Consider the following 26,189-nt stretch of genomic DNA (forward strand, 5'->3'; position numbering starts at 1 on the left):
ACCGATGAATTGGACTCCGGGCGGAGTCAGCCTGGCATGTTCCAAGGCATCCGGCCGGCATTCGGTTTTTCGCCACCAGGGCATTTCTGGCTATTTGGGATAGGGCAGCGGCATGCTGATCTGGTTCGTCATCATCTATTGGGTTATCTCGGTCGGCATCGGCCTGTGGGCGGCACTGCGCGTCAAGGGCACCGCCGACTTCGCCGTCGCGGGCCGCAGCCTGCCGTTCTACATCGTCACCGCCACGGTGTTTGCCACATGGTTCGGCTCTGAAACCGTGCTCGGCATCCCGGCGGTCTTCCTGAAGGAAGGCCTGTCGGGGGTGGTGTCCGACCCCTTCGGCTCGTCGCTCTGCCTGATCCTCGTCGGTCTGTTCTTCGCCCGGCCGCTGTACCGGATGAACCTGCTGACCATCGGCGACTACTATCACAACCGCTACGGCCGGCTGGCCGAAGTGCTGACCACGCTGTGCATCGTCGTGTCGTACCTGGGCTGGGTGGCGGCGCAGATCAAGGCGCTGGGCCTGGTGTTCTATACCGTGTCGGACGGCGCGCTGTCGCAGGAAGCCGGGATGATGATCGGCGCGGCCAGCGTGCTGGTCTATACGCTGTTCGGCGGTATGTGGTCGGTGGCGGTGACCGACTTCATCCAGATGATCATCATCGTGGTCGGCATGCTCTATATCGGCTACGAGGTCAGCGGCCAGGCCGGCGGCGTGACGGCCGTGGTGTCGCACGCGGCGGCGGCGGGCAAGTTCGAGTTCCTGCCGTCGCTGGATCTGGTGCAGATCATCGGGTTTGCGGCGGCGCTGTTCACCATGATGCTCGGATCGATCCCGCAGCAGGACGTGTTCCAGCGCGTGACCTCGTCGAAAACCGAACAGATCGCCGGCCGCGCGTCGGTCCTGGGCGGCGTGCTGTACTTCTTCTTTGCCTTCATCCCGATGTTCCTGGCCTATTCGGCCACGCTGATCGACCCGCAGATGGTCGAGAAGTACATCCATGCGGATTCGCAGCTGATCCTGCCGCAACTGATCCTGAACCACGCGCCGATGTTCGCGCAGGTGATGTTCTTCGGCGCGCTGCTGTCCGCCATCAAGAGCTGCGCGTCGGCCACGCTGCTGGCGCCGTCCGTGACGTTCGCGGAGAACATCCTGCGCCCGTATTTCCGCCATTTGAGCGACAAGCAGTTCCTGCGCGTGATGCAGGCGGTGGTGCTGGTCTTCACCACGCTGGTGACGTTGTTCGCGCTGAATTCGCACCTGTCGATTTTCCACATGGTGGAAAACGCCTACAAGGTGACGCTGGTGTCGGCGTTCGTGCCGCTGGCGTTCGGCCTGTTCTGGAAGCCGGCCACGCGCCAGGGCGGCCTGCTGGCCATCGTGCTGGGCCTGAGTTCGTGGCTCACCTGCGAGGTGGCGTTTGCCGACGCTACCGTGCCGCCGCAGATGGTGGGCCTGCTGTGCTCGATTGGCGGCATGGTGTTCGGCTCGCTGCTGCCGCAATGGATCAGCGACCGGCCGCCGGTCCGCGAAGTGCATATTGCTTAACTTTTAAGCGCCGGGGCGATATCGTGACGATTACGCCCCCGAAAGCCCGCATTTCCTGCCCGTAGACGCCCCGCCGACGGTTTATAATCAACGGCTTTGCACCGCCGCGCGGGTATTTTCGTGCGCAGGCCCTTGTCGATCCGACGGGGCGCAGCCACTTACCTGCTTTACGTTTCAGATTCCACGAAAGAACCATGCCGATCTATGCCTACCGTTGCGACGCCTGCGGCCACGGGCGCGATGTGCTGCAGAAGATGAGCGATGCCCCGCTTACGGACTGCCCATCCTGCGGCACCGCGGAGACCTTCAAGAAACAGCTAACCGCAGCCGGCTTCCAGCTCAAGGGCTCGGGCTGGTACGTGACGGATTTCCGTGGCGGCAGCGGCGGCACCAGCGCCCCGGCCAGCGCCCCGGCCGGTTCGCCGGCAGCCGATGCCGCGCCGGCCGCCCCGGCTGCCGCGCCTGCGGCACCGGCCACGCCGGCCGCCGGCAGCAACTGAGCGCCGGCAAGCCGTGGCTACCAAGAAAACGTCCGCCATCAAGACCTGGTTCCTGACCGGTCTGCTCGTGCTCGTGCCGCTGGGCATCACGCTGTGGGTGCTCAACCTGATCATCGGCACGATGGACCAGAGCATGGCGCTGCTGCCGCTGGCGTGGCAGCCCGAGAACATCTTCGGGCGCCGCATCCCGGGGCTGGGCGCCATCCTGACCCTGCTGTTCATCCTGCTGGTGGGCGTGCTGGCGCACAACTTCATTGGCCAGCGCCTGGTGCGCTGGTGGGAAGCGTTGCTGGGCCATATCCCGGTGGTGGGGCCGATCTATACCAGCGTGAAGCAGGTGTCGGACACGCTGCTGTCGTCGTCCGGCAACGCGTTCCGCAAGGCGCTGCTGGTGCAGTATCCGCGCGAAGGGTCATGGACGATTGCGTTTCTGACTGGACGTCCGGGCGGCGACGTGCAAAATCACCTGCAGGGCGAATACGTCAGCGTGTACGTGCCGACGACGCCGAACCCCACGTCGGGCTTCTTCCTGATGATGCCGAAGGCAGACACCATCGAGCTCGACATGACCGTTGACGCGGCGCTGAAGTACATCGTGTCGATGGGCGTGGTGGCGCCGACCGAACTGCCGCGCCGCGCCGGCGGCGATGCCCGCGCGGACGACGGCGCGCTGGTTGCCGACGAAGTCGCCGACACCCATACCAACTGAATTTGCGCGCGGCTGCCTGGCGGCCGTGCATTACAGGGACTTTCTCCTATGTCTTCCATGCGTACACATTACTGCGGTCTGGTGACCGAACAACTGACCGGCCAGGAAGTGGCCCTGACGGGCTGGGTGCAGCGCCGTCGCGACCATGGCGGCGTGATCTTCGTCGATCTGCGCGACCGTGAAGGCCTGGTGCAGGTGGTGTGCGATCCGGACCGTCCGGAGATGTTCAAGGCCGCGGAAGAGATCCGCAACGAATTCTGCATCCGCGTGGTCGGCAAGGTGCGCCCGCGTCCGGCCGGTACCGAGAACAGCAACCTGACCTCGGGCAAGATCGAGGTGCTGTGCCACGAGCTGACCGTGCTGAACCCGTCGGTCACGCCGCCGTTCCAGCTGGACGACGACAACCTGTCGGAAACCACGCGCCTCACGCACCGCGTGCTGGACCTGCGCCGTCCGCAGATGCAATACAACCTGCGCCTGCGCTACAAGGTGGCCATGGAAGTGCGCAAGTACCTGGATGCACAGGGTTTCATCGACATCGAGACCCCGATGCTGGGCAAGAGCACGCCCGAAGGCGCCCGCGACTACCTGGTGCCGTCGCGCGTGAACCCGGGCCACTTCTTCGCGCTGCCGCAGTCGCCGCAGATCTTCAAGCAGATGCTGATGGTCTCGGGCTTCGACCGCTACTACCAGATCACCAAGTGCTTCCGTGACGAGGACCTGCGCGCCGACCGCCAGCCCGAATTCACCCAGATCGACTGCGAAACGTCGTTCCTGACCGAACAGGAGATCCGTGACCTGTTCGAGGACATGATGCGCACCGTGTTCAAGAACGCCATCGACGTGGACCTGGTCTCCAAGTTCCCGGTGATGGAATTCCGCGAAGCCATGGCCCGCTTTGGCTCGGACAAGCCCGACCTGCGCGTCAAGCTGGAATTTACCGAGTTGACCGACGTCATGAAGGACGTCGATTTCAAGGTGTTCTCGGGCCCGGCCAACAGCGACAACGGTCGTGTGGTGGGCCTGCGCGTGCCGGGCGGCAGCGCCATCTCGCGCGGCGAGATCGATGCCTACACCCAGTTCGTGGCGATCTACGGCGCCAAGGGCCTGGCCTGGATCAAGGTCAACGAAGTGGCCAAGGGCCGTGATGGCCTGCAGTCGCCGATCGTGAAGAACCTGCACGACGCATCGATTGCCGAAATCCTGAAGCGCACCGAAGCCAAGGACGGCGACATCATCTTCTTCGGGGCCGACAAGGCCAAGGTGGTCAACGACGCCATCGGCGCGCTGCGCCTGAAGATCGGCCATTCGGAATTCGGCAAGAGCACCGGCCTGTTCGAGGACACCTGGAAGCCGCTGTGGGTGATCGACTTCCCGATGTTCGAGTACGACGAGGAAGATGCCCGCTGGGTGGCCATGCACCATCCGTTCACGAGCCCCAAGGACGAGCACCTGCAGTACCTGGAAACCGACCCGGGCAAGTGCATCGCCAAGGCCTACGACATGGTGCTGAACGGCTGGGAAATGGGCGGCGGCTCGGTCCGTATCTACCGCGAGGACGTGCAGAGCAAGGTGTTCCGCGCGCTGAAGATCGGCGACGAGGAAGCCCGTGCCAAGTTCGGCTACCTGCTCGACGCGCTGCAATATGGTGCGCCGCCGCACGGCGGCCTGGCCTTCGGCCTGGACCGCATCGTGACGATGATGGCCGGTGCCGATTCGATCCGCGACGTGATCGCCTTCCCGAAGACGCAACGCGCCCAGGATCTGCTGACGCAGGCCCCGAGCTCGGTCGACGAGAAGCAACTGCGCGAACTGCATATCCGCCTGCGCGCGCAAGAGCCGAAGACGACTGCCTGATCGCCCGACCCGAGACCGGATCATTCCGGTTCCGGTACGAAAAGCCGCGCACCCGCGCGGCTTTTTTGTTTTCGGCGCAAGGATGCGTTTCCATTTGTTACCACTCGGAACGAAGGCACCACGGATGATGTCTTTCTGCCTGATGCGCGCGAAGCCGGCCCACCCGAAAGGCCGGTCGTGACGTGGGAGGACAAACCAGATGCTGCAACTCGATACGGAAACGATCCGGGCCTTCGTGCTGGCCCATGCGGAAACCATCCTGACCTGGCTGGTGGCCGGGCTGCTCATGATGCTGCTGGCGCGCTTCGAGCTGCGCCGCGCAGTGCGCAAGTCGGCCCAGGCCATGTCGGAATCGGTGGCGACCACCGTGGCGGCCTGCGTGCCCGATATCGCGCATGCCGTGCAGAGCGCGCAGCCGCTCTCCGACTACGCCCAGCCCGTGCAGGGCGAAGGCCCCGTGGCCGCGCAGCGTGCCGACGCCCTGCGCAAGCTGGCGCTGGACACCGTGGCTACCGTGATGGCCCGCGGTCGTTGGCTGGAGGATGTCGGCAACCTGCGGCTGGCCGAGGACGCGTTGCTGTCGGGCCGGCGTGCCGGGGGCGCCGACCCGCTGCTCGTGGTGGCGCCGCAACCCGTGGTGCAGGCCTACCTGACCGCCCAGCGTACGTTTGACGACGAAGCGACGCGCCTGCAGACCCATCGGCGCGAGGCCCTCCGCCTGCAGGAAGCCCTGCAGCAGGTGAACGCCGAGGCCGCCCATGTCGAGCAGGAAACGGCCAGCATCGTGCTGCGCTTCGAACAGGTCAATGCCCAGGCCGCGCAAGGGGTGGAGGCGGGGGATTACCAGCGGTTCCTGATCCAGAAATACAACCAGCTCGGCATGCGCGAGAAGGAAATCGGCCAGGAACGCGCGGATCTGGCCGCCCAGGTGCGTGAAAGCACCGATGCGCTGGCCGAACATGCCCATGTGGCGTCCCAGCGTTATACCCAGGCGCTGGCGCCGCTGATGCAGCAACTGCGCGCCGCCTGGGGGCACGGCGATTCGCCCGAGGTCTTCGATACCTGGCTGGGCAGCATGCCCGGCACGGGGCCGGACGGCGTGGCCAGCCCTGTGCCCGGCGCGCACTACCTGACGCCGAGGGCGGCGGGCGAGCAGACCGTCGCGTGATTCCACATCGCGGTATTCAGACAGCGGATGACGCCGAAGGGGGCGCCGCTGCGCTATGCTTGGGTTCTGTTGCTTTCACCGCCCCATGCGCTACAAGATCCCCGAATCGGTACTGGTCGTCATTCATACGCCAGACCTGCAAGTCCTGTTGATCGAGCGTGCCGACCGGCCAGGCTTCTGGCAATCGGTGACGGGCAGCCTCGATGCCGTCGACGAGCCGCTGATGGCGACCGCCGCCCGCGAAGTTGCCGAGGAAACCGGCATCGTGGCCAGCCACTACCAGTTGACCGACTGGCGGCATACGATCGACTACGAAATCTACCCCCAGTGGCGTCATCGCTATGCGCCCGGCGTCACCCGCAATACCGAGCACTGGTTCGGCCTGTGTGTACCGGAGCCGCTGCCTGTGACGCTGGCGCCGCGTGAACACCTGCGGTTCGAGTGGCTGTCATGGCAGGCAGCCGCCGAACGCTGTTTTTCCAGCAGCAACGCGGAGGCGGTGCGCCAGCTGGCCTGGCGTATGGCCGGGGCGCAGGGCGTGGAAGCCGGGGCCGTACGTGGAGAGGCGCGATGAAACTTCGCGTCGTGACCTACAACATCCACAAGGGTGTGAAGGGGTTTTCGGGCAAGCCGCGCATCCAGAGCGTGCGCACGGGCCTGCAGTCGATGGACGCCGATATCGTGTTCCTGCAGGAAGTGCAGGATCGCAATGACCGCCTGATCGCCGCCGAACTGTTCGACCCCGATCACACCCAGCTTAACTACCTGGCCACCGACGCCTATCCACATTCGGTCTACGGGCGCAACGCCGTGTACGAACACGGGCACCACGGCAACGCGATCCTGTCGCGGCATCCGATCCTGATGTCGGAAAATCTTGATATTTCGGATCATCGCTTCGAACAGCGCGGGCTGCTGCACGCCGTGGCGGACATCCACGGCGTGGAGGCGCATCTGATCTGCGTGCATTTCGGGCTGTTCGCGCGCAGCCGGGTGCGGCAGGCCAGTGCGCTGGTGGACCGGGTGCGATCAGTGGTGCCCGACCACGCGCCGCTGGTGATCGCGGGCGACTTCAACGACTGGAACCACAAGCTCGATACCCGCATCTGCAACACGCTGAATGCCGTGGAATCGGCCCACGCCAAGAACGGACGCATTCATACCTTTCCGAGCCATATGCCGTGGTGGCAGCTCGACCGCATCTACGTGCGCGGCTTCGATATCGAACGCACGCAGGCGCTGACTGGCCGTGAGTGGGCGCAGCGATCGGATCATGTGCCGCTGATGGCCGAGCTGGCGCATCGCGTGGCGATCCCGGAAGCGTAAGGCGGAAAGACAGCGCAGGGGCCGGTACCCCCGCTGAATCTGGCGTCAGTGCGAAGCCAGGTAGTCGCGGATCCAGCGGTAGATGGCGTCCGCGTCGGCCAGGTCGATCACCGGCAGCGTCGTCTGTCCGGTTACCTGTTCCATTGCATCGGTGGCCACCGCCACCACGCCCGGCACTTCGGTCCAGAGCGGCGCCTTGCCGTTGGCCGGACGATAGATTTCCAGCTTGGGGAAATCGCTCCATTTGTAGCCCTCGACCATGACCAGGTCGGTGTCGGGCGGCAGCACGGCCAGGGCTTCGCCGATTTCCGGGGACGGCTTGTCTTCCGGATAGTGGCGCATCAGCGTCAGGTGGCGGGCGCCCACCAGCACGACGTTCTCGCAACCACCCTGGCGCATGCGCCACGAATCCTTGCCAGGCGTGTCCGGATCGAAACCGTGGTGCGTGTGCTTGATGCCGGCGACGCGCAGGCCGCCGGCCACGAAGCGGGGGATCAACTGGTCCAGCAGCGTCGTCTTGCCGCTGCCCGAAGAACCGGCGATACCGAATACCTTCACAATGCTTTCCCTGTTGGGCGTCACAATGGCCTGACAATAGCAGAGTTCGGCCGGGCCATGTGCAGGAGCCGCCCGTTGCCCGATAATCGAGCCATGTCACGGACTTACGATCGCGCCGAACCCGAATTGCCCCGGACCCCCGAGGTGCCCGAGGTGACCCAGGCACCCGACGGGCGCCCGGCGCCAGTGGACGCCGCCGCGCCGCCGACGCCCGGGACTGGCCCGAGCGGGCCCGTCCACGAGTTGCGCAGCGCCGGGGCCCATGCCAGGGCCCGGCTGATGCGCTGGGTGCGCCGCCGGGGCAGCCCGGTGCCGGGCAATCTCGTCGATCTCCTCCGTAACGGCCAGGAGTTCTTTCCGGCGCTGATCGCCGCCATCGATGCGGCGCAGGGGCACGTGGTGGTGGAGACCTATATCTACGCCGACGATGCCGTGGGCGCGCGCGTGGGCGATGCGCTGATCGCGGCCGCCCGGCGTGGCGTCGATGTGCGGCTGGTGGTGGACGGGTTTGGCGCCGGCGACATGCCCGCCGCGCTGCTGGATCGCCTGCGTGCCGGCGGCGTCAATGTGGAAATTTACCGGCCGCTGCGCGGATTCAAGTTTGCGCGGCGCCACCTGCGGCGGCTCCATCGCAAGATCGCCGTGATCGACGGCAAGGTGGCGTTCGTCGGCGGCATCAATATCATCGACGACCATAACCACGGGCCGATCGACCTGCCGGAACTGGGGCCGCGATACGACTTCGCCGTACGCGTGCGCGGTCCGCTGGTGGCGCAGATCGCGCTGGCATCGGCCCGGCTCTGGTTCCGCATCGCACAACGGCGCGGCCTGCGTGAAACGGCGAACGCGTTTGCCGAAGTGGAGGCGCTGACGCGCGGCGCGCGGCAGGCGCGCAATGACGTCCAGCCTGATGGGGTGCCGGCCGCCTTGCTGCTGCGCGACAACCTGCGCAATCGCCGCACCATCGAACGCGAATACCTGTACGCGCTGGGCTCGGCGCGCCGCGACGTCATCCTGGCCAACGCCTACTTCCTGCCCGGCCACAAGATGCGGCGCGCGCTGCTGGCCTGCCGCGAGCGCGGCGTGCGGGTGCGGCTGCTGCTGCAGGGCATGGTCGAATACCGGCTCCAGCACTACGCCACCCACGCGCTCTACGCGCGGCTGCTGGAGGCCGGCGTCGAGATCTATGAGTACGAGGAAAGCTTCCTGCACGCCAAGGTGGCGGTGGTGGACGATACCTGGGCCACGGTGGGGTCGAGCAATATGGACCCGTTCAGCCTGCTGCTGGCACGCGAGGCGAATGTGGCGGTCTATGACGCCGCATTCGCCAATACGCTGCGGCTCCGGCTGGAGCGCGCCATGGTCCAGCGCAGCGCGCGGGTGATGCCCGAGGTGCATGCCCGGCTGCCGCGTTTGCGGCGCTTTGCCAATTGGGCGGCCTACTACGTGTTGCGTCTCGGCGTCGTCATCGCGGGCGTGACGGGCCGCTACTGAGACGCCGACGAGGCGCCGACGCGGCGCCACACGGTAACATGGTGCCTTGCCGCAGTGCTGCCATACCCCGTTGCGCGCAGGCCGCGATTCGGTGCGGTTTTTAAGCCGTTGCTGCAATGCGCCGAATGGACGCCGCGGCCGGCCCCATCGGGGCCGCCTGTTTAGAAACACGGGTCTAATTAAATACTTGATGCCAGTCGGCCCCGCCAGAATAATCTGAACGACCGTTCTTTTTTGGCTTAGACTTCGTGCATTTGCGATGGCGGTTTGCTGTCGCGGCGCCTGCCGAAAGCAGCGTCAAGCCAGGAAACAGCATCCGCGGGATGCTGCAGAGAACGGAGAGAAAACCATGCGACACCAGTCAGTTCGTCTTGAATCCGCCGCCGCGCCCACGCCCTTGCGAAAGGGTGAGATGACGCGCGTGGCGATTCTCGATGCCGCACTGGAACTGTCGTCCCGCGACGGGCTGGAAGGTCTGACCATCGGCCTGCTCGCGGAACGCATGCAGATGAGCAAGAGCGGCGTGTTCGCGCATTTCGGTTCGCGCGAAGACCTGCAGGTGGAAGTGGTGCGCGAGTATCACCGGCGGTTCGAGCAGGAGGTGTTCTACCCCTCGCTGCAGGAGCCGCGCGGTCTGCCTCGCCTGTGGTCGATGGTGCGGCGCTGGATGGAAAAGCGCATCCAGGAAGTGACCACGGGTTGCATCTACATCAGCGGTGCGGTCGAGTACGACGACCGCGCGGAAAGCCCGGTGCGTGACGAGCTGGTCAAGAGCGTCACGATCTGGCGGGCCGCGCTGTTGCGTGCCATCGACCAGGCCAAGGAGGAGGGGCACCTGCGCGCGGATTGCGATCCGCGCCTGATGCTGTTCGAGATGTACAGCCTTGAACTAGGCTTGCATCATGACGCCCGATTTCTGCGCCTGCCGGACAGTGCCGAACTTGCCATGGTCGCGCTCAACAAACTGATTCAGTCTTACCGTACCTGAGCCGCCCCCGGCAACGGTCGCACGCGTCCCCTCCAGGGCGTGCGGCATGCGCGTGTGGCGGCACCGGGCAAACCTCCAAGGAGTCTTTGATGGGCCAGTACACCGCACCGTTGCGCGACATGCAGTTCGTGCTCCACGAACTGCTCGGCGCAGAAGCCGAACTCAAGGCGATGCCGCAACACGCGGACATCGACGCGGACACCATCAACCAGGTGATCGAAGAAGCCGGCAAGTTCTGCGCGGACGTGGTGTTTCCGCTGAACCAGCCCGGCGACCGCGAAGGCTGCACCTACGTCGGCGACGGCGTGGTGCGCGCACCCAAGGGCTTCAAGGAAGCCTACCAGCAGTATGTCGAGGCCGGCTGGCCCGCGCTGGCCTGCGACCCCGAATTCGGCGGCCAGGGCCTGCCGATCGTGGTCAACAACGCGCTGTACGAGATGCTGAACTCGGCCGGCCAGGCATGGACGATGTACCCGGGCCTGTCGCACGGCGCCTACGAGGCGCTGCACGCGCACGGCACGCCGGAACTGAAGCAGACCTACCTGCCCAAGCTGGTGTCGGGCGTGTGGACGGGCACGATGTGCCTGACCGAGCCCCACTGCGGCACCGACCTGGGCATCCTGCGCTCGAAGGCCGAACCGCAGGGCGACGGCTCGTACGCCATCACGGGCACCAAGATCTTCATCTCGGCCGGCGAGCACGACCTGGCCGAGAACATCATCCACCTGGTGCTGGCGCGCCTGCCGGACGCCCCGCAAGGCACCAAGGGCATCTCGCTGTTCGTCGTACCGAAGTTCATCCCGGACGCCAACGGCAACCCGGGCGAGCGCAACGGCATCAAGTGCGGCTCGATCGAGCACAAGATGGGCATCCACGGCAACGCCACCTGCGTGATGAACCTGGACGGCGCGCGCGGCTGGCTGGTGGGCGAGGCCAACAAGGGCCTCAACGCCATGTTCGTGATGATGAACGCGGCCCGCCTCGGTGTGGGCGCGCAAGGCCTGGGCCTGACCGAAGTGGCCTACCAGAACTCGCTGGCCTACGCCAAGGACCGCCTGCAGATGCGCGCGCTGACCGGCCCGAAGGCGCCCGAGAAGGCGGCCGACCCGATCATCGTCCATCCGGACGTGCGCCGCATGCTGCTCACGCAGAAGGCCTACGCCGAAGGCGGCCGCGCGTTCAGCTACTGGACCGCGCTGCAGATCGACCGCGAACTGTCACACCCCGACGCGTCCGTGCGCAAGGAAGCCGCCGACCTGGTGGCGCTGCTGACGCCGGTGATCAAGGCCTTCCTGACCGACAACGCGTTCACGTCGACCAACGAGGGCATGCAGGTGTTCGGCGGCCACGGCTACATCGCCGAATGGGGCATGGAGCAGTACGTGCGCGACGCGCGCATCAACATGATCTACGAAGGCACCAACACGATCCAGTCGCTGGACCTGCTGGGCCGCAAGATCCTGGGCGACATGGGCGCCAAGCTGAAGGCCTTCGGCAAGATCGTGCAGCAGTTCGTCGAGGAAGAGGGCACCAACGAAGCCATGCAGGAATTCGTGAACCCGCTGGCCGACATCGGCGACAAGGTGCAGAAGCTCACGATGGAAATCGGCATGAAGGCGATGGGCAACCCCGACGAGGTGGGCGCCGCCGCCGTGCCGTACCTGCGCGTGGTGGGCCACCTGGTGTTCTCGTACTTCTGGGCCCGCATGGCCAAGATCGCGCTGGAGAAGCAGGACAGCGGCGACAAGTTCTACGTCAGCAAGCTGGCCACGGCGCGCTTCTACTTTGCCAAGCTGCTGCCCGAAACCGCCGCCGAGATCCGCAAGGCGCGCGCCGGTTCGGCCACGCTGATGGCGCTGGACGCCGATCTGTTCTGATCGGGGGTGGCTCCCCTCTCCCGCAAGGCGGGAGAGGCGGAGCCGACCCAGACAGCACTGAATTTCTCTCTCCTCAAACGCTCACGACTCTAGGAGCGCGCATGTCCAATTTCATCGTCAAGAAAGTCGCCGTGCTCGGTGCCGGCGTCATGGGGGCGCAGATTGCCGCCCACCTGGTCAACGCCCGCGTGCCGGTGGTGCTGTTCGACCTGCCGGCCAAGGAAGGCCCCAAGAACGGCATCGCCATGCGTGCCATCGAAAACCTCAAGAAGCTGTCGCCGGCGCCGCTGGGCATCAAGGACGAAGCCGGCCTGATCCGCGCGGCCAACTACGAGGACAATCTGGAACTGCTCAAGGAATGCGACGTGGTGATCGAGGCGATCGCCGAACGCATGGACTGGAAGCACGATCTCTACAAGATGGTGGCGCCGCACCTGGCGCCGAACGCGATCTTCGCGACGAATACCTCGGGCTTGTCGATCACGTCGCTGTCCGACGGCTTCGACGCCGACCTGAAGGCGCGCTTCTGCGGCGTGCACTTCTTCAATCCGCCGCGCTACATGCACCTGGTGGAACTGATCCCGACCGCCACCACGAAGCCCGAGATCCTGGACCGCCTGGAGGCCTTCCTGACCACCACGCTCGGCAAGGGCGTGGTGCGTGCCAAGGACACGCCGAACTTCATCGCCAACCGCGTGGGGATCTTCTCGATCCTGGCCGTGTTTGCCGAAGCCGAAAAGTACGGCATTCCGTTCGATATCGTCGATGACCTGACCGGCACCAAGCTGGGCCGCGCCAAGTCGGCCACGTTCCGCACCGCCGACGTGGTGGGCCTGGACACGATGGCCCACGTGATCAAGACCATGCAGGACGGCCTGGGCGGCGACCCGTTCGCGGCCGTCTACAAGACGCCGGCCGTGCTCAAGGGCCTGGTGGATGCCGGCGCGCTGGGCCAGAAGACCGGCGCGGGCTTCTACAAGAAGGAAGGCAAGGCCATCAAGGTGCTGGACGCCAAGACCGGCCAGTACGTGGATTCGGGCAAGAAGGCCGACGAGATCGTCGTGCGCATGCTCAAGAAGGACCCGGCCGAGCGCATCAGGCTGCTGCGCGAATCGACCAACCCGCAGGCACAGTTCCTGTGGGCCGTGTTCCGCGACGTGTTCCACTACATCGGCGTCTATCTGGAGCAGATCGCCGGTTCGGCTGCCGACATCGACCTGGCGATTCGCTGGGGCTTCGGCTGGAACTCGGGTCCGTTCGAGGACTGGCAGGCCGCCGGCTGGACGCAGGTGGCGCAGTGGGTCAAGGAAGACATCGACGCAGGCAAGGCGCTGGCCAACGTGCCGCTGCCGGCCTGGGTGCTGCAAGGCCCGGTGGCCGACAACGGCGGCGTGCATACGGCACAGGGCTCTTGGTCGCCGGCGACCAGCAGCTTCGTCAAGCGTGCCGCGCTGCCGGTGTACGAGCGCCAGGTGTTCCGTGCCGCCATCAAGGGCACCGACGCGGCAGATCCGCGCCGCGCCGGCAAGACCATCGAAGAGAACGACGGTGCGCGCATCTGGACCAGCGAAGGGGCCGACGATGTGCTGGTCATCTCGTTCAAGAGCAAGATGAACACGATTGGCCCGGACGTGCTCGACACCATCGTGCGCGCCGTGGACCTGGCCGAAGCCGGGTACAAGGGCCTGGTCGTCTGGCAGCCGACGTCGCTGCAGCTGGGCGCGCCGGGCGGTCCGTTCTCGGCCGGTGCCAACCTGGAAGCCGCCATGCCGGCCTTCATGATGGGCGGCGCCAAGGGCATCGAGCCGTTCGTGAAGAAGTTCCAGGACACGATGATGCGCGTGAAATACGCGGCGGTGCCGGTGGTGCCGGCCGTGTCGGGTATCGCGCTGGGCGGCGGCTGCGAACTGATGCTGCATTCGGCCAAACGCGTGGTGGCGATGGAAAGCTACGTGGGCCTGGTCGAAGTCGGCGTGGGCCTGGTGCCGGCCGGCGGCGGCCTGAAGGAAGCCGCGATTGCGGCAGCCAAGGCGGCGCAGGCTGCCGGCAGCACGAACTACCTGAACTTCGTCACCAGCCGTTTCCAGGCGGCGGCGATGGCCAAGGTGTCGACGTCGGCACTCGATGCGCAGAAGATGGGCTACGTGCAGCCGACCGACACCATCGTCTACAACGTGCACGAACTGCTGTACGTGGCGCAGGGTGAAGTGCGCGCGCTGGCCAATGCCGGCTACCGCGCGCCGCTGCCGGGCCAGCTGATTCCGGTGGCTGGCCGCTCGGGCATCGCCACGATCCAGGCGTCGCTCGTCAACATGCGCGATGGCAATTTCATCTCGGCGCACGATTTCCTGATCGCGTCGCGCATTGCCGAAGTGGTGTGCGGCGGGGACGTGGAGGCGGGCTCGCTGGTCAGCGAAGACTGGCTGCTGGCGCTGGAACGCAAGGCGTTCATCGACCTGCTGGGCAACGGCAAGACGCAGGAGCGCATCATGGGCATGCTGCAGACGGGCAAGCCGGTGCGCAACTAATCCGCCAACGAGGAACCGACATCATGAAACAACTGCAAGACGCCTACATCGTTGCGGCTACCCGTTCGCCGATTGGCAAGGCCCCGAAGGGCGCATTCAAGAACACCCGCCCCGACGACCTGCTGGCCTCGATCCTGAAGGCCGCGGTGGCCCAGGTGCCGGGCCTGGACCCGGCGCTGATCGAAGACGCCATTGTTGGCTGCGCCATTCCCGAAGCCCAGCAGGGCCTGAACGTGGCGCGTATCGGCGCGCTGCTGTCCGGCCTGCCCAATACGGTGGGCGGCATTACGGTGAACCGCTTCTGCGCCTCGGGCCTGTCGGCCGTGGCGATGGCGGCCGACCGCATCCGCGTGGGCGAATCGGACGTAATGATTGCCGCCGGCGTGGAATCGATGAGCATGGTGCCGATGATGGGCAACTCGCCGTCGATGTCGCCGTCGATCTTCGCGCGCGACGAGAACGTCGGCATTGCCTACGGCATGGGCCTGACCGCCGAGAAGGTGGCCTCGCAATGGCAGGTGAGCCGCGAAGACCAGGACGCGTTCGCGCTGGCGTCGCACCAGAAGGCCATCGCCGCGCAGCAGGCTGGCGAATTCAACGACGAGATTACCCCGATCGAGGTAGTCGAGAAGTTTCCGGACCTCGCCACTGGCCAGGTCAGCGTCAAGACGCGTACTATCTCGCTGGACGAAGGTCCGCGCCCGGACACGTCGGTGGAAGGCCTGGCCAAGCTGCGCCCGGTGTTCGCCAACAAGGGCAGCGTGACGGCCGGCAACAGCTCGCAGACGTCGGATGGCGCCGGCGCGCTGATTCTGGTCTCGGAAAAGATCCTCAAGCAGTTCAACCTGGTGCCGCTGGCCCGTTTCGTATCGTTCGCGGTGCGGGGCGTGCCGCCGGAGATCATGGGGATCGGCCCGAAGGCCGCGATTCCGGCCGCGCTGAAGGCCGGCGGCCTGACGCAGGACCAGATCGAGTGGATCGAGCTGAACGAGGCGTTCGCCGCGCAGTCGCTGGCGGTGATGCGCGACCTGGAACTCGATCCGGCCCGCGTGAACCGCATGGGCGGCGCCATTGCGCTGGGCCATCCGCTTGGCGCGACCGGTGCGATCCGTTCGGCCACCGTGGTGCATGCGCTGCGTCGCCACGACCTGAAGTACGGCATGGTCACCATGTGCGTGGGCACCGGCATGGGCGCCGCAGGAATCTTCGAGCGCGTCTGAACGCGCCGCAGGGACAGCCCGGGGCAGGGCTGTCCCAACCTTCGATCAGATGAAGAAATGTATGGACACGAAGATGCCAACACGTTGACGCACTGACCCGGAGGAGAACAACAATATGCAGGAGACCGCCATTCTGGCCGACGCGGCATGCGACATGCCGCGTTCGATGATGGACGCGCTGGGCGTCCGCACCATCCCGTTCCGCATCCGCGCCGGCGACCGCTTCGTGGTCGATACGCGCGACGAGGCCGCGCTGCCGGACCTCTATCACCAGTACCTGGTCGGCAAGCAGGACCACTATGCCGAATCGATCCCGCTGCTCGAACGCGAGCTGGAAGACCATCTGCTGAAGAACGTCGTGGCTGGCTGCGACCGCGCCATCCTGCTGACCATCGCCAGCAGCCGCAGCAAGCTCTACGCGAATGCCACGGGCGCCGTGGTGGGCACGGTTGCCCGCAGCTTCAAGCTGCGCAAGGACGCCGGGCGCAGCGGACTGTTCGACCTGACCGTGATCGACACCGGCGCCATCGGCCCCGGCCAGGCGCTGATCGTGCGCGAGGCGGCCCGCATGCTGGCCAATGGCGCGAAGGCCTCCGAAGTGGTGGACGCCGTGGAGAACCGCCTGCGCGACGCCGCGCACATGTTCCTGATTCCCGACGAACTGCTGTACATGTACACGCGCGCCAGGCACAAGGGCGAGAACAGCATCACCTGGAGCCGCTACATGCTGGGCAGCGCGTTCAATATCCGCCCGGTGATCCGCATGCACCAGGGTGACACCGAGGCGATTGCCAAGGTGCGCGGGGCCGAGGACGGCGTGCGCCGCCTGCTGGGCCATGCGGAAGCCTGTATCCGGGCCAGGTGCCTGCTGACGCCCGCCGTGGCCGCCGCCTATGCGGGCGATCTGGACGAGGTGGAATCGTGGCCGGCATGGCAGTCGCTGGCCGAGACCGCCGCGAAGTATGGCGTGGAGCTGATGCTCGCGCCGATGAGCCTGACCGTCGCGCTCAACGTGGGCGCGGGCGCGTTCGGCCTCAGTTATCTTTCCGACATGCCGCCACCGTTTGTGTGAGCGGCAGTCTGCATCACGACCGAGACGAGGAAGACATGAGCATTGCCACCCGCATCGACCAGGGCATCCTGACCATTGGTTTCGATCGCATCGACAAGAAGAACGCCATTACGGCCGCCATGTACCAGACCATGGCCGACGCGTTGCGCGCCGCCGAATCCGATCACGCCGTGCGCGTGATCGTGATCGAGGGCAAGCCTGAGATCTTCACGGCCGGCAACGACCTGGAGGACTTCATGAAGCGTCCGCCGACGCAGGGCAGCGACGGCGCCGAGCCGCCGGTGTTCCAGTTCCTGCACGCCATCAGCCATGCCACCAAGCCCGTGGTGGCGTCGGTCAGTGGCGCGGCGGTGGGCATCGGCACCACGCTGCTGCTGCATTGCGATCTGGTCTACGCATCGGACACCGCCAAGCTGTCGCTGCCGTTCGCGCAACTGGGCCTGTGCCCGGAGGCGGCGTCGAGCCTGCTGCTGCCGCGCCTGGTGGGCTATCAGCGGGCCGCCGAGAAGCTGCTGCTGGGCGAAGCGTTCAGTGCGCAGGAAGCATTCGCGATCGGGCTGGTGACGAAGGTGCTGCCCGTGGCGGAGCTGTCGGACTACGTGCGCCAGCAGGCGGCGAAGCTGGCGGCGCTGCCGGCGTCGTCGCTGCGCGAGACCAAGCGGCTGATGAAGGGGGATGATGTGGCGACCATCGAGAGGAAGATGGCCGAGGAAGGCGAGATGTTCCGCCGCATGCTGGTGGCGCCCGAAGCGAAGGAAGCGTTCACGGCGTTCTTCGAGAAGCGCAAGCCGGATTTCTCGAAGTTCGACTGAGGCGGCTGTCTGGGTCTGCGCCCCTCTCCCGCTCGCGGGAGAGGGGCGGGCGAGAGGGAACGCCGGTTCAGCATGCCAGGACCGGCAGGCAGAAACCGATGTCAGGCAAGCAATCAGGCCGGCAACACGCGCGGCTGCCGGCTTTCGTCGGTGGCCACGTACGTCAGCGTGGCTTCCGTCACCTTGACGATCTCGTGGCTGTGGCGCATCCGTTGCGCGTAGACCTCCACGGACACCGTGATCGAGGTGCGGCCCGTCTTGACGATATCCGCGTAGAAACTGACCAGGTCGCCGACGAACACCGGGTGCTTGAACAGGAACGAGTTCACCGCCACCGTGGCCACGCGGCCCTGGGCGCGCTCCACCGCCGGGATCGACCCGGCGATGTCCACCTGGGCCATGATCCAGCCGCCGAACACGTCGCCGTGCACGTTGGCGTCGGCGGGCATCGGCACGACACGCAGGGCCGGGTTCTTGCCGGCTGGCAGTTCGGAGAGGGGGGCGGAAGTGGACATGTGGGCGATCGATGAGAGCGGGAAATACGGGGAATTCATAAGGCAACAGGACGGTGGTCTGCCGGCCGTGGCGATCTCTGCGACAATCGCGGCATTGGCACGAATTCTAACGTATGCGCCGCTATTCCACGACCGCCGAGCCCGCCCCCACGGAGCCGGCCAATGCACTGTTCAAGGGCGCCGGTGCGCCCCGCAGCGACTGGCAGACCGTCCGCAACCTGCTGCCCTACGTCTGGCACTACAAGTGGCGCGTGATGCTGGCGCTGACCTGCCTGGTGGCCGCCAAGGTGGCCAATCTGGGCGTGCCGGTGCTGATGAAGAAGCTCGTCGACGCCATGGACATCAAGCCGGGCGACGCCACGGCGCTGCTGGTGGTGCCGGTGGGCCTGATCATCGCCTACGGAGTGCTGCGGCTGTCGGGCTCACTGTTCACGGAGTTGCGTGAAATCCTCTTTTCGAAGGTGACGCAAAGCGCGGTCCGGGAGATCGCGCTGCAAGTTTTCCGGCACCTGCACGCGCTGTCGCTGCGGTTCCACCTGGAGCGGCAGACCGGCGGCATGAGCCGCGACATCGAGCGCGGCACCCGTGGCATCCAGTCGCTGATTTCGTACTCGCTGTACAGCATCCTGCCGACGCTGGTGGAAATGTCGCTGGTCATCGGCTTCTTCTTCCTGCATTACGACATCTGGTTCGCGGCCATCACGCTGTGCGCGCTGGTGGGCTACATCGCGTTCACGATCGTCGTGACCGAGTGGCGCACGCACTTCCGGCGCAAGATGAACGAACTGGATTCGCGCGCCAACCAGAAGGCCATCGACTCGCTGCTGAACTTCGAGACGGTCAAGTACTTCGGCAACGAGGAATACGAGGCGCGCCGCTACGACGAGAACCTGCGCACGTATCGCACCGCGGCCATCCGCTCGCAGAACTCGCTGTCGTTCCTGAACTTCGGCCAGCAGGCCATCATCGCCACGGGCCTGATCCTGATCCTGTGGCGCGCCACGGTAGGCGTGGCGGCCGGCAAGCTCACGCTGGGCGACCTGGTGCTGGTGAACACGCTGATGATCCAGCTGTACATCCCGCTCAACTTCCTCGGGGTGATCTACCGCGAGATCAAGCAGGCCACCACCGACATGGACCGCATGTTCGTGCTGCTGGGCACCCACCAGGAGGTGGCCGACAGCCCCGACGCGCCGCCGCTGCGGGTCAGCGGCGCCGAGGTGCGCTTTCGCCACGTCGGCTTTGGCTACGAATCGAATCGCGTGATCCTGCACGATGTGGATTTCACGATTGCCGCCGGCACCACCACGGCCGTGGTCGGCCACAGCGGATCGGGCAAGTCCACGCTGGCCCGGTTGCTGTTCCGCTTCTACGACGTGACGCAGGGCGACATCGAGGTGGACGGCCAGGACATCCGCCGCGTGCGCCAGTCCACGTTGCGTGCGTCGATCGGCATCGTGCCGCAGGATACGGTGCTGTTCAACGACAGCATCTACTACAACATCGCCTATGGCCGGCCCGAGGCCACGCGCGAGGAAGTCATCGCCGCCGCCCAGGCTGCCCAGATCGACCATTTCATCCGCGAACTGCCGCAGGGCTACGACACGCCCGTGGGCGAGCGGGGCCTGAAGCTGTCTGGCGGCGAGAAGCAGCGCGTGGCCATCGCCCGCACGCTGCTCAAGAATCCGCCGATCCTGGTGTTCGACGAGGCCACCTCGGCACTGGACTCGCGCACCGAGCAGGCCATCCAGGCCGAACTGATGCGGCTGGCGCAGAACCGCACCACGCTGCTGATCGCGCACCGGCTGTCCACCGTGGTCCATGCCGACCAGATCCTGGTGATGGACCACGGCCGCATCGTCGAGCGCGGCACCCATGCCGACCTGATGCGTGCCAACGGCCGCTACGCCGAGATGTGGCAGATCCAGGCGCGCAACGCCGCCCAGGGTTCGCCCGATGCCGACGCCCGCGATGTCGAGGTGGGCGACGCCACGCAGGACGCCTGACGATTGTCGACAATTGCTGTCGGCAACGCATGCCGACAGCGGGCCGCGCACAATCATGGTTCGTCAATGCACCGCGCGCACGCCTTGCGCCGGTGCATGACGTGGTGGTGAAAAGCTGGCACGTCCCTTGCGAAAAGTCCCCTCCAGAGAGATCAACTACTGGAGAAGGTTCATGCCGCAAACCCCCTTGCGCCGTCATCTGCTGAAGCTGTGCACCGCGTTGGGCACCACGATGGTGCTGTCGACACTCTGCGCAGGCACCGCGCAGGCGCAGGCCCCCACGAAGATCCGCTTCCAGCTCGACTGGCGCTTCGAAGGCCCGTCGGCGCTGTTCCTGCTGGGCGAGCAGAAGGGCTACTACAAGGCCGAAAAGCTCGACGTGGCCATCGACGCCGGCAACGGGTCGGGCAACGTGGTCAACCGCGTGGCCTCGGGCACGTACGACATGGGCTTTGCCGACCTGGCGTCGGTGATGGAGTTCTACGGCAACAACCCCGACGCGAAGAACCGCCCCGTGGCCGTGATGATGGTCTACAACAACACGCCGGCCGCCGTGCTGGCGCTGAAGAAATCGGGCATCAAGGCGCCGAAGGACCTCGCCGGCAAGAAGCTCGGCGCCCCGGTGTTCGACGCCGGCCGCCGCGCCTTCCCGATCTTCGCCAAGGCCAATGGCCTGCAGGCCGGGGCGTTCAACTGGCAGGCGATGGACCCCACGCTGCGCGAGACCATGCTGGCGCGCGGCGATCTGGACGCCATCACCGGCTTCTCGTTCACGTCGATCCTGAACCTGAATGCGCGCGGCGTGAAGGACGAGGACATCGTGGTGCTGCCGTACCCGCAATACGGCGTGAAGCTCTACGGCAACGCGGTCATCGCATCCGAACAGTTCCTGAAGAGCAACCCCGAGGCCGTCAAGGCCTTCCTGCGCGCGTTTGCGAAATCGGCGAAGGACGTGATCGCGCGGCCCGAAGACGGCGTCAAGGCCGTCAAGGCGCGCGACGGGATCATCGACGAGAAGCTGGAACTCCGCCGTCTGAAGATCGCGCTGGACAGCGTGGTGAAGTCGCCCGACGCCAAGGCCGAAGGGTTCGGCCGCGTGAGCAAGCCCCGCCTGTCGCTGATGGCCTCGCAGGTGGCCGACGCGTTTGGCACCAAGGGCCGCATCAATCCCGATGCGCTGTGGACCGACGCCTACCTGCCTTCGGCCGCCGAACTGGACGTATTGCGATGATGGCGCGCGAAGCCCTGATGCCCGCCTCGGGCACGCCGGCCGGCGAGCAGCCCGCCAAGCCGTTCGTCGATTTCAATCGCGTCTGGCTGGCCTACGACGACGAACTGGCCCGCCGCGGCGAGTTCGCGGTCGAGGATATCTCGCTGCAGGCGCGCGAAGGCGAATTCATCGCCATCGTCGGGCCGTCGGGCTGCGGCAAGTCCACGTTCATGAAGCTGGCCACCGGGCTGCGGCCGGCCACGCGCGGCGCGGTCAGCATCAACGGTGCCAAGGTGACGGGGCCGCTCAAGCAGGTGGGGATGGCCTTCCAGGCCCCTACGTTGCTGCCGTGGCGCACCACGCTCGACAATGTGATGCTGCCGCTGGAGATCGTCGAGCCGTACCGGTCGACCATGCGCAAGAAGCGCTCGGAGTATGTGGAGCGCGCCCGTGCGCTGCTGAAGACGGTGGGCCTGGCCGGCTACGAGGACAAGTATCCGTGGCAGCTGTCGGGCGGCATGCAGCAGCGTGCGTCGATCTGCCGCGCGCTGATCCACGAGCCGCGCATGCTGCTGCTGGACGAGCCGTTCGGCGCGCTCGACGCCTTCACCCGCGAGGAACTCTGGTGCGTGCTGCGCGACCTCTGGCAGGCGCAACGCTTCAACGTGATCCTCGTCACCCACGACCTGCGCGAGGCCGTGTTCCTGGCCGACACGGTCTATGTGATGAGCGCGCGCCCGGGACGGATTGTGCTGCGCCGCGAGATCGACCTGCCGCGTCCGCGCCCGCTGGACATTACCTATACCGAACCGTTTGCCGAACGCGTGCACGAACTGCGCGAGAAGATCGGCCACAAGCCCGGCAACCACACTGACAACGCGGGACGGCCCTGAACATGACGACGATGTCCTCTCTCCAGGCGAAGCGCGTACAGCGCGTCGCCCCGTGGATCCTGCTTGGCGCCTGCCTGCTGTTGTGGCAGGGGGCGTGCCTGGTCTTCGACGTATCCGACTTCATCCTGCCCAGCCCGTCTTCGATCGTGGCGTCGCTGTTCGAGTATGCCGGCGTGATCGCCGGGCACGCGTGGCGTACGTTCTGGACCACCATGGTCGGCTTCGGCGTGGCCATCGTGGTGGGCGTGGTGCTGGGCATGCTGATGGGCTCGTCGCGGCTGGCCTACGCGGCAACATACCCGCTGATGACGGCATTCAACGCGCTTCCCAAGGCGGCCTTCGTGCCGATCCTGGTGGTGTGGTTCGGCCTGGGGGCCGGCCCGGCCATCCTGACCGCGTTCCTGATCTCGTTCTTCCCGATCATGGTCAACATCGCCACGGGGCTGGCCACGCTGGAACCGGAATTGGAGGATGTACTACGCGTGCTGGGTGCCAAGCGGCGCGACGTGCTCATCAAGGTGGGCCTGCCGCGCGCGCTGCCGTTCTTCTTCGCGTCGCTCAAGGTAGCCATCACGCTGGCGTTCGTGGGCACCACGGTGTCGGAAATGAACGCGGCCAACGAAGGGATCGGCTACCTGCTGGTGTCGGCCGGATCGGCGATGAAGATGCCCCTGGCCTTTGCCGGGCTGGTGGTGATTGCCGTGATGGCGATGGTCATGTACGAGCTGTTTGCCGTGCTGGAAAAGCGGATGACAGGCTGGGCGCATCGGGGCTGATCGCGGCGCACCGTCCCGCCGGGCCGGGACGGCAACAAGCCACCGCCATCTTTGGACGGATGGCGATTGTTGGCGCGTGGGCCGATACCTAGAGTTGTGGACGTCGGGGCAACTTGCCCCGGCCGTCCATCAACCAAAATCTCAAGGTTCGACCATGCCAAGAAAAAGCCAGATTTGCCGGCGAGCGGCGGCTTCGTCCGCGGCGCTGGTGTTGCTGCTGTCATCCGCGGCGAATGCCATGGCAGATTCGCCAGAACGCCCCGGCGATTGCAGCGCGATCGAGCGGTGGCAGCAGAAGAGCGAGTATCCGCTGGGAAGCTGCGTGACCTACGGCAGGTACATCTGGGCCAATGACGCCCACGCCGAAGCCGGGCAACGGCCTGGCGCCGATGACCGGCGGTGGTACAAGATCGGCGACAACACGCTGGACGACCTGAACGTGGTGGTCGCCGCCGGCGCGGCTGCGCAGCCGACGGTCTTTACCTACACCGCCGAGGCGCCGTGGCAAGGCTCGCGCGTCCAGTTCGTCGCCAAGGGCACCCAGCGCAAGCAGGTCGTCGCGGTCCCGCGGGACGGCTATACCGCATTGAAGGTGCTGGCGAGCATGGAGGGCGACGCCTATGGAAACCGCGTCTATCCGCTTTGGCTGCGTGCGCAGCGCAATGTCAGCGGCTCGGGGCAGGAAGGCACCCTGGGCCCGCTGGAGGCCGCCGGCGGGCATGCCGGTCGCGGCACGCTGATCGTCTGGTACGACCCGGCCGACAATCCCGGGCTGCAGTCCGGCGGACGATACCGGACCAAGCCGGGCATGCGTCTGGTCATCGACGCCATCGGCACCGATCTGCCGAAGCAGCCGAAGATCGGCACGTTCCGGCTCGGTGTCGATGTCGTGCATTCGCCGAAGTAGCCCGCAGGCGCTACGCGTAGTCCAGCGGTAGCGCCGTCGTGTACTTGATCTGCTCCATCGCGAAGCTGGAACTGACATCGGCCAGTTCCACGCCCTGGATCAGCTTCTTGTACACGGCGTCATAGGCGGCGATATCGGGCACCACCACGCGCAGCAGGTAGTCGGTGTCGCCCGCCATGCGGTAGAACTCGGTGACTTCCGGAATCGATGCCACGAGGTCGTGGAAGGTCTTCAGCCATTTCACGTTGTGCTGGCTGGTGCGGATCGACACAAAGACGGTCACGCCCACATTGAGCCGGGCGGCATCGAGCAGCGCCACGCGCTTGCGGATCACGCCGGACTCTTCCAGCTTCTGTACGCGGCGCCAGCAGGGCGTGGAGGTCAGGCCGACGCGTTCGCCGATGTCGGCAACGGGTACGGAGGCATCTTCCTGCAGGATGCCCAGGATCTGGCGGTCATAGCGGTCCATCGTTGTCAGGTCCGGTAAGGTGGGTGGGCGCCAGCCGCCGGCCACCCTGCCAGGGCGGATGTCAGCTGACGATGGTATCCACCAGCAGGTTCACGCCGGTGGCAATGCGGTCCTGGTCCACGCCGTAGATGTGCAGTGACACGGCCACCGCGTGGCTGTCGTTGCCCAGCGCGTGGATATGCTGCAGGCCGGCCGGCACGCTGAACGTGTCGCCTGCCTCGCGCGTCGCGGCGCCGGTCTGGCTGGCCGTGCGATTCTCGCAATTCCAGCGGTAATGCCGTTCGGACAGCGTGCCGCGCAGCACCTGGTATGCGCACCAGGTGCGATGGCCGTGCACCGGGCTGTGCTGGCCCGGGCGCCAGACCAGCACCATCACCGAAAAACGCTCGTAGGGATCGGCATAGACCAGATGGCGCGTGTAGTTGTCTGGGCTGCCTTCGAGCGCCCCGGGCGGCAGGCTGGCCAGCAGCGTGTCCGCGTCGGGCAGGCTGGCCGCCACGTGCGCGGCGACCATGCGGGCGCTCTGCGAGAGCGTGGCTTCCATGCCCGAGGCCAGCGAGGACAACGGGGACGGCGTGGAGCGGATGGGGGATGCGGCGGCTTCCATGGCGGGCGCGTTCTTCTTGATGTGCGATATGTGCGATAGCGTTCATCTTAAAAGCGCGTCCGGAGCACCAGCATGCGAAATGTCGTCCCAAGTTGCTCTGCATTGTAATTGCATTCCAACAAATCGCAACTTTGGAGAATCTTTTTGCGGACTGCGCCGGCGTTGCTCCAGCAGGCGATAATCCGCGCCATGGAAATCAAATGGCTTGAAGACTTCGTCAGCCTGGCCGAGACGCACAGCTTCTCGCGCTCGGCGGAACTGCGGCATGTCACGCAACCGGCGTTCTCCCGGCGTATCCAGTCACTGGAGGCCTGGGTGGGCACCGAGCTGATCGACCGGTCGAGCTATCCCACCAGTCTGACCGAGGCCGGCAAGGTGTTCTACGAACAGGCGCTGGCGATGCTGGCGCAGGTCAGCGAAACGCGCGCACTGATGCGCGGCCAGCGGTCGGCCAACGCGCAGGTGCTGGAATTCGCGGTGCCCCACACGCTGTCGCTGACATTCTTCCCGGAATGGCTCAAAGGCGTGGAGCGCAAGCTGGGCACGCTGCCATGCCGCCTGCGCGCGCTGAACGTCCACGATGCGGTGCTGATGCTGGTGGAAGGCGGCTGCGACCTTGTGATGGTCTACCACCATCCGCGTCAGGCCATCCAGCTCGATCCGGCGCACTACGACATGCTGGTACTGGGCACGGAACGGCTGTCGCCGTACAGCGTGCCCGACGCCACGGGCCGCCCGCTGTTTCGGTTGCCGGGCACCGACAAGAAGCCGGTGCCGTTCCTCAGTTACACGCCCAATGCGTTTCTGGGCCGCATGGTGGACATGCTGCTGGCTGAGTCCACCGATTCGCTCAAGCTCGACAAATGCTACGAAACCGATATGGCCGAGGCGCTCAAGGTCATGGCGCTGGCGGGCCACGGCATGGCATTTCTGCCAGAAAGCACGGTGCGCGAGGACGTCGCCGCCGGCCGCCTGGTGCGGGCCGAGGCCGCGCGCGGCCTGACGCAATCGATCGACATGGAAATCCGGCTCTACCGCGAGCGGCCGGCGGAAGGCGGCGAACGGCGCGGCAGCCAGCTCAGGCGCAAGCGCCAGCTGGTGGACAAGGTGTGGGCGACCCTGGTTGCCCCGTCAACGACCGCCTGACA

General features: G+C 66.0%; 24 protein-coding genes and 1 tRNA gene. 21 read left to right on the forward strand and 4 right to left on the reverse strand.

The window, feature by feature from the left end; all coding sequences use genetic code 11:
- Positions 1 to 685 precede the first annotated feature (685 nt).
- From AC3G88_RS05330 to AC3G88_RS05365, 8 genes are all read left to right on the forward strand, one after another.
- Positions 686 to 775: transfer RNA gene (locus AC3G88_RS05330), tRNA-Ser, on the forward strand.
- Between the two features lie 6 nt (positions 776 to 781).
- Entirely contained in the window at positions 782 to 1,549 is a 768-nt protein-coding gene (locus AC3G88_RS05335; protein WP_488770830.1) for a sodium:solute symporter family transporter, read from the forward strand.
- Between the two features lie 194 nt (positions 1,550 to 1,743).
- Entirely contained in the window at positions 1,744 to 2,049 is a 306-nt protein-coding gene (locus AC3G88_RS05340; protein ID WP_488770831.1) for an FmdB family zinc ribbon protein, read from the forward strand.
- Positions 2,050 to 2,062: 13 nt separating this feature from the next.
- On the forward strand, positions 2,063 to 2,758 hold the full coding sequence (locus tag AC3G88_RS05345) for a DUF502 domain-containing protein (RefSeq protein ID WP_488770832.1): 696 nt from the start codon (positions 2,063 to 2,065) through the stop codon (positions 2,756 to 2,758).
- Positions 2,759 to 2,806: 48 nt separating this feature from the next.
- Positions 2,807 to 4,615 carry an aspartate--tRNA ligase gene (gene aspS / locus AC3G88_RS05350; RefSeq protein WP_092595400.1) on the forward strand — a complete coding sequence of 603 codons (1,809 nt, stop codon included), beginning with the start codon at positions 2,807 to 2,809 and terminating at the stop codon, positions 4,613 to 4,615.
- 202 nt (positions 4,616 to 4,817) lie between these two features.
- Complete coding sequence (locus AC3G88_RS05355) at positions 4,818 to 5,783, forward strand: hypothetical protein (protein ID WP_488771347.1); 966 nt, start codon at positions 4,818 to 4,820, stop codon at positions 5,781 to 5,783.
- Between the two features lie 85 nt (positions 5,784 to 5,868).
- On the forward strand, positions 5,869 to 6,357 hold the full coding sequence (gene nudB, locus AC3G88_RS05360) for a dihydroneopterin triphosphate diphosphatase (RefSeq protein WP_488770833.1): 489 nt from the start codon (positions 5,869 to 5,871) through the stop codon (positions 6,355 to 6,357).
- A complete protein-coding gene (locus tag AC3G88_RS05365; RefSeq protein WP_153946533.1) occupies positions 6,354 to 7,109 on the forward strand; it encodes an endonuclease/exonuclease/phosphatase family protein in 756 nt (251 codons plus the stop codon). Before nudB ends, AC3G88_RS05365 begins: the two co-directional genes overlap by 4 nt.
- A 45-nt stretch (positions 7,110 to 7,154) precedes the next feature.
- On the opposite strand, the gene mobB is transcribed toward AC3G88_RS05365, so the two are convergent.
- Complete coding sequence (gene mobB / locus AC3G88_RS05370) at positions 7,155 to 7,667, reverse strand: molybdopterin-guanine dinucleotide biosynthesis protein B (protein ID WP_488770834.1); 513 nt, start codon at positions 7,665 to 7,667, stop codon at positions 7,155 to 7,157.
- A gap of 93 nt (positions 7,668 to 7,760) precedes the next feature.
- On the opposite strand from mobB, the gene clsB reads away from it, so the two are divergent.
- The 7 genes from clsB (at position 7,761) to AC3G88_RS05405 (ending at position 17,658) form a co-directional block, all read left to right on the forward strand.
- Positions 7,761 to 9,161 (forward strand): cardiolipin synthase ClsB, encoded by a 1,401-nt coding sequence (gene clsB, locus AC3G88_RS05375; protein WP_488770835.1) that lies wholly within the window; start codon positions 7,761 to 7,763, stop codon positions 9,159 to 9,161.
- A 397-nt stretch (positions 9,162 to 9,558) separates the two neighbouring features.
- Positions 9,559 to 10,149, forward strand: coding sequence for a TetR/AcrR family transcriptional regulator (locus tag AC3G88_RS05380; RefSeq protein ID WP_092595388.1), 591 nt, complete (start codon positions 9,559 to 9,561; stop codon positions 10,147 to 10,149).
- Between the two features lie 89 nt (positions 10,150 to 10,238).
- Positions 10,239 to 12,026 carry an acyl-CoA dehydrogenase C-terminal domain-containing protein gene (locus AC3G88_RS05385; protein WP_488770836.1) on the forward strand — a complete coding sequence of 596 codons (1,788 nt, stop codon included), beginning with the start codon at positions 10,239 to 10,241 and terminating at the stop codon, positions 12,024 to 12,026.
- A 101-nt stretch (positions 12,027 to 12,127) separates the two neighbouring features.
- The gene (locus AC3G88_RS05390; RefSeq protein WP_488770837.1) at positions 12,128 to 14,554 is read left to right on the forward strand and encodes a 3-hydroxyacyl-CoA dehydrogenase NAD-binding domain-containing protein; all 2,427 of its coding nucleotides are present in this window, start codon (positions 12,128 to 12,130) and stop codon (positions 14,552 to 14,554) included.
- Positions 14,555 to 14,574: 20 nt separating this feature from the next.
- Positions 14,575 to 15,774 (forward strand): acetyl-CoA C-acyltransferase, encoded by a 1,200-nt coding sequence (locus tag AC3G88_RS05395; RefSeq protein ID WP_488893347.1) that lies wholly within the window; start codon positions 14,575 to 14,577, stop codon positions 15,772 to 15,774.
- Positions 15,775 to 15,889: 115 nt separating this feature from the next.
- The gene (locus AC3G88_RS05400; protein WP_488893169.1) at positions 15,890 to 16,846 is read left to right on the forward strand and encodes a DegV family protein; all 957 of its coding nucleotides are present in this window, start codon (positions 15,890 to 15,892) and stop codon (positions 16,844 to 16,846) included.
- Positions 16,847 to 16,881: 35 nt separating this feature from the next.
- Complete coding sequence (locus AC3G88_RS05405; protein WP_488770839.1) at positions 16,882 to 17,658, forward strand: enoyl-CoA hydratase; 777 nt, start codon at positions 16,882 to 16,884, stop codon at positions 17,656 to 17,658.
- Positions 17,659 to 17,771: 113 nt separating this feature from the next.
- On the opposite strand, the gene AC3G88_RS05410 is transcribed toward AC3G88_RS05405, so the two are convergent.
- Positions 17,772 to 18,173: an acyl-CoA thioesterase gene (locus AC3G88_RS05410; RefSeq protein ID WP_101680068.1), complete on the reverse strand. Its 402-nt coding sequence runs from the start codon at positions 18,171 to 18,173 to the stop codon at positions 17,772 to 17,774.
- Between the two features lie 113 nt (positions 18,174 to 18,286).
- Here AC3G88_RS05410 and AC3G88_RS05415 point away from each other — a divergent pair, with 113 nt between their 5' ends.
- The 5 genes from AC3G88_RS05415 to AC3G88_RS05435 all read left to right on the forward strand — a co-directional run bounded on the left by AC3G88_RS05415 (position 18,287) and on the right by AC3G88_RS05435 (position 23,965).
- Complete coding sequence (locus tag AC3G88_RS05415; protein WP_400391048.1) at positions 18,287 to 20,179, forward strand: ABCB family ABC transporter ATP-binding protein/permease; 1,893 nt, start codon at positions 18,287 to 18,289, stop codon at positions 20,177 to 20,179.
- Positions 20,180 to 20,351: 172 nt separating this feature from the next.
- Complete coding sequence (locus tag AC3G88_RS05420) at positions 20,352 to 21,410, forward strand: ABC transporter substrate-binding protein (RefSeq protein ID WP_488893170.1); 1,059 nt, start codon at positions 20,352 to 20,354, stop codon at positions 21,408 to 21,410.
- A complete protein-coding gene (locus tag AC3G88_RS05425; protein WP_488893171.1) occupies positions 21,407 to 22,282 on the forward strand; it encodes an ABC transporter ATP-binding protein in 876 nt (291 codons plus the stop codon). Before AC3G88_RS05420 ends, AC3G88_RS05425 begins: the two co-directional genes overlap by 4 nt.
- 2 nt (positions 22,283 to 22,284) lie before the next feature.
- Positions 22,285 to 23,058 (forward strand): ABC transporter permease, encoded by a 774-nt coding sequence (locus tag AC3G88_RS05430; protein ID WP_488770842.1) that lies wholly within the window; start codon positions 22,285 to 22,287, stop codon positions 23,056 to 23,058.
- Positions 23,059 to 23,296: 238 nt separating this feature from the next.
- A complete protein-coding gene (locus AC3G88_RS05435) occupies positions 23,297 to 23,965 on the forward strand; it encodes a hypothetical protein (RefSeq protein WP_488893172.1) in 669 nt (222 codons plus the stop codon).
- Positions 23,966 to 23,975: 10 nt separating this feature from the next.
- Here AC3G88_RS05435 and AC3G88_RS05440 read toward each other — a convergent pair whose 3' ends face one another.
- Together AC3G88_RS05440 and AC3G88_RS05445 are read right to left on the reverse strand one after the other, a co-directional pair.
- Positions 23,976 to 24,434 (reverse strand): Lrp/AsnC family transcriptional regulator, encoded by a 459-nt coding sequence (locus tag AC3G88_RS05440; protein ID WP_092595370.1) that lies wholly within the window; start codon positions 24,432 to 24,434, stop codon positions 23,976 to 23,978.
- A gap of 61 nt (positions 24,435 to 24,495) precedes the next feature.
- Positions 24,496 to 25,041, reverse strand: a complete 546-nt coding sequence (locus AC3G88_RS05445; protein ID WP_488893173.1) for a cysteine dioxygenase family protein — start codon at positions 25,039 to 25,041, stop codon at positions 24,496 to 24,498.
- Between the two features lie 189 nt (positions 25,042 to 25,230).
- On the opposite strand from AC3G88_RS05445, the gene AC3G88_RS05450 reads away from it, so the two are divergent.
- Positions 25,231 to 26,187 (forward strand): LysR family transcriptional regulator, encoded by a 957-nt coding sequence (locus AC3G88_RS05450; RefSeq protein ID WP_488893174.1) that lies wholly within the window; start codon positions 25,231 to 25,233, stop codon positions 26,185 to 26,187.
- The last annotated feature ends 2 nt before the right edge of the window (positions 26,188 to 26,189 follow it).

The sequence above is a fragment of the Cupriavidus sp. 86D6 genome, from assembly GCF_057815095.1.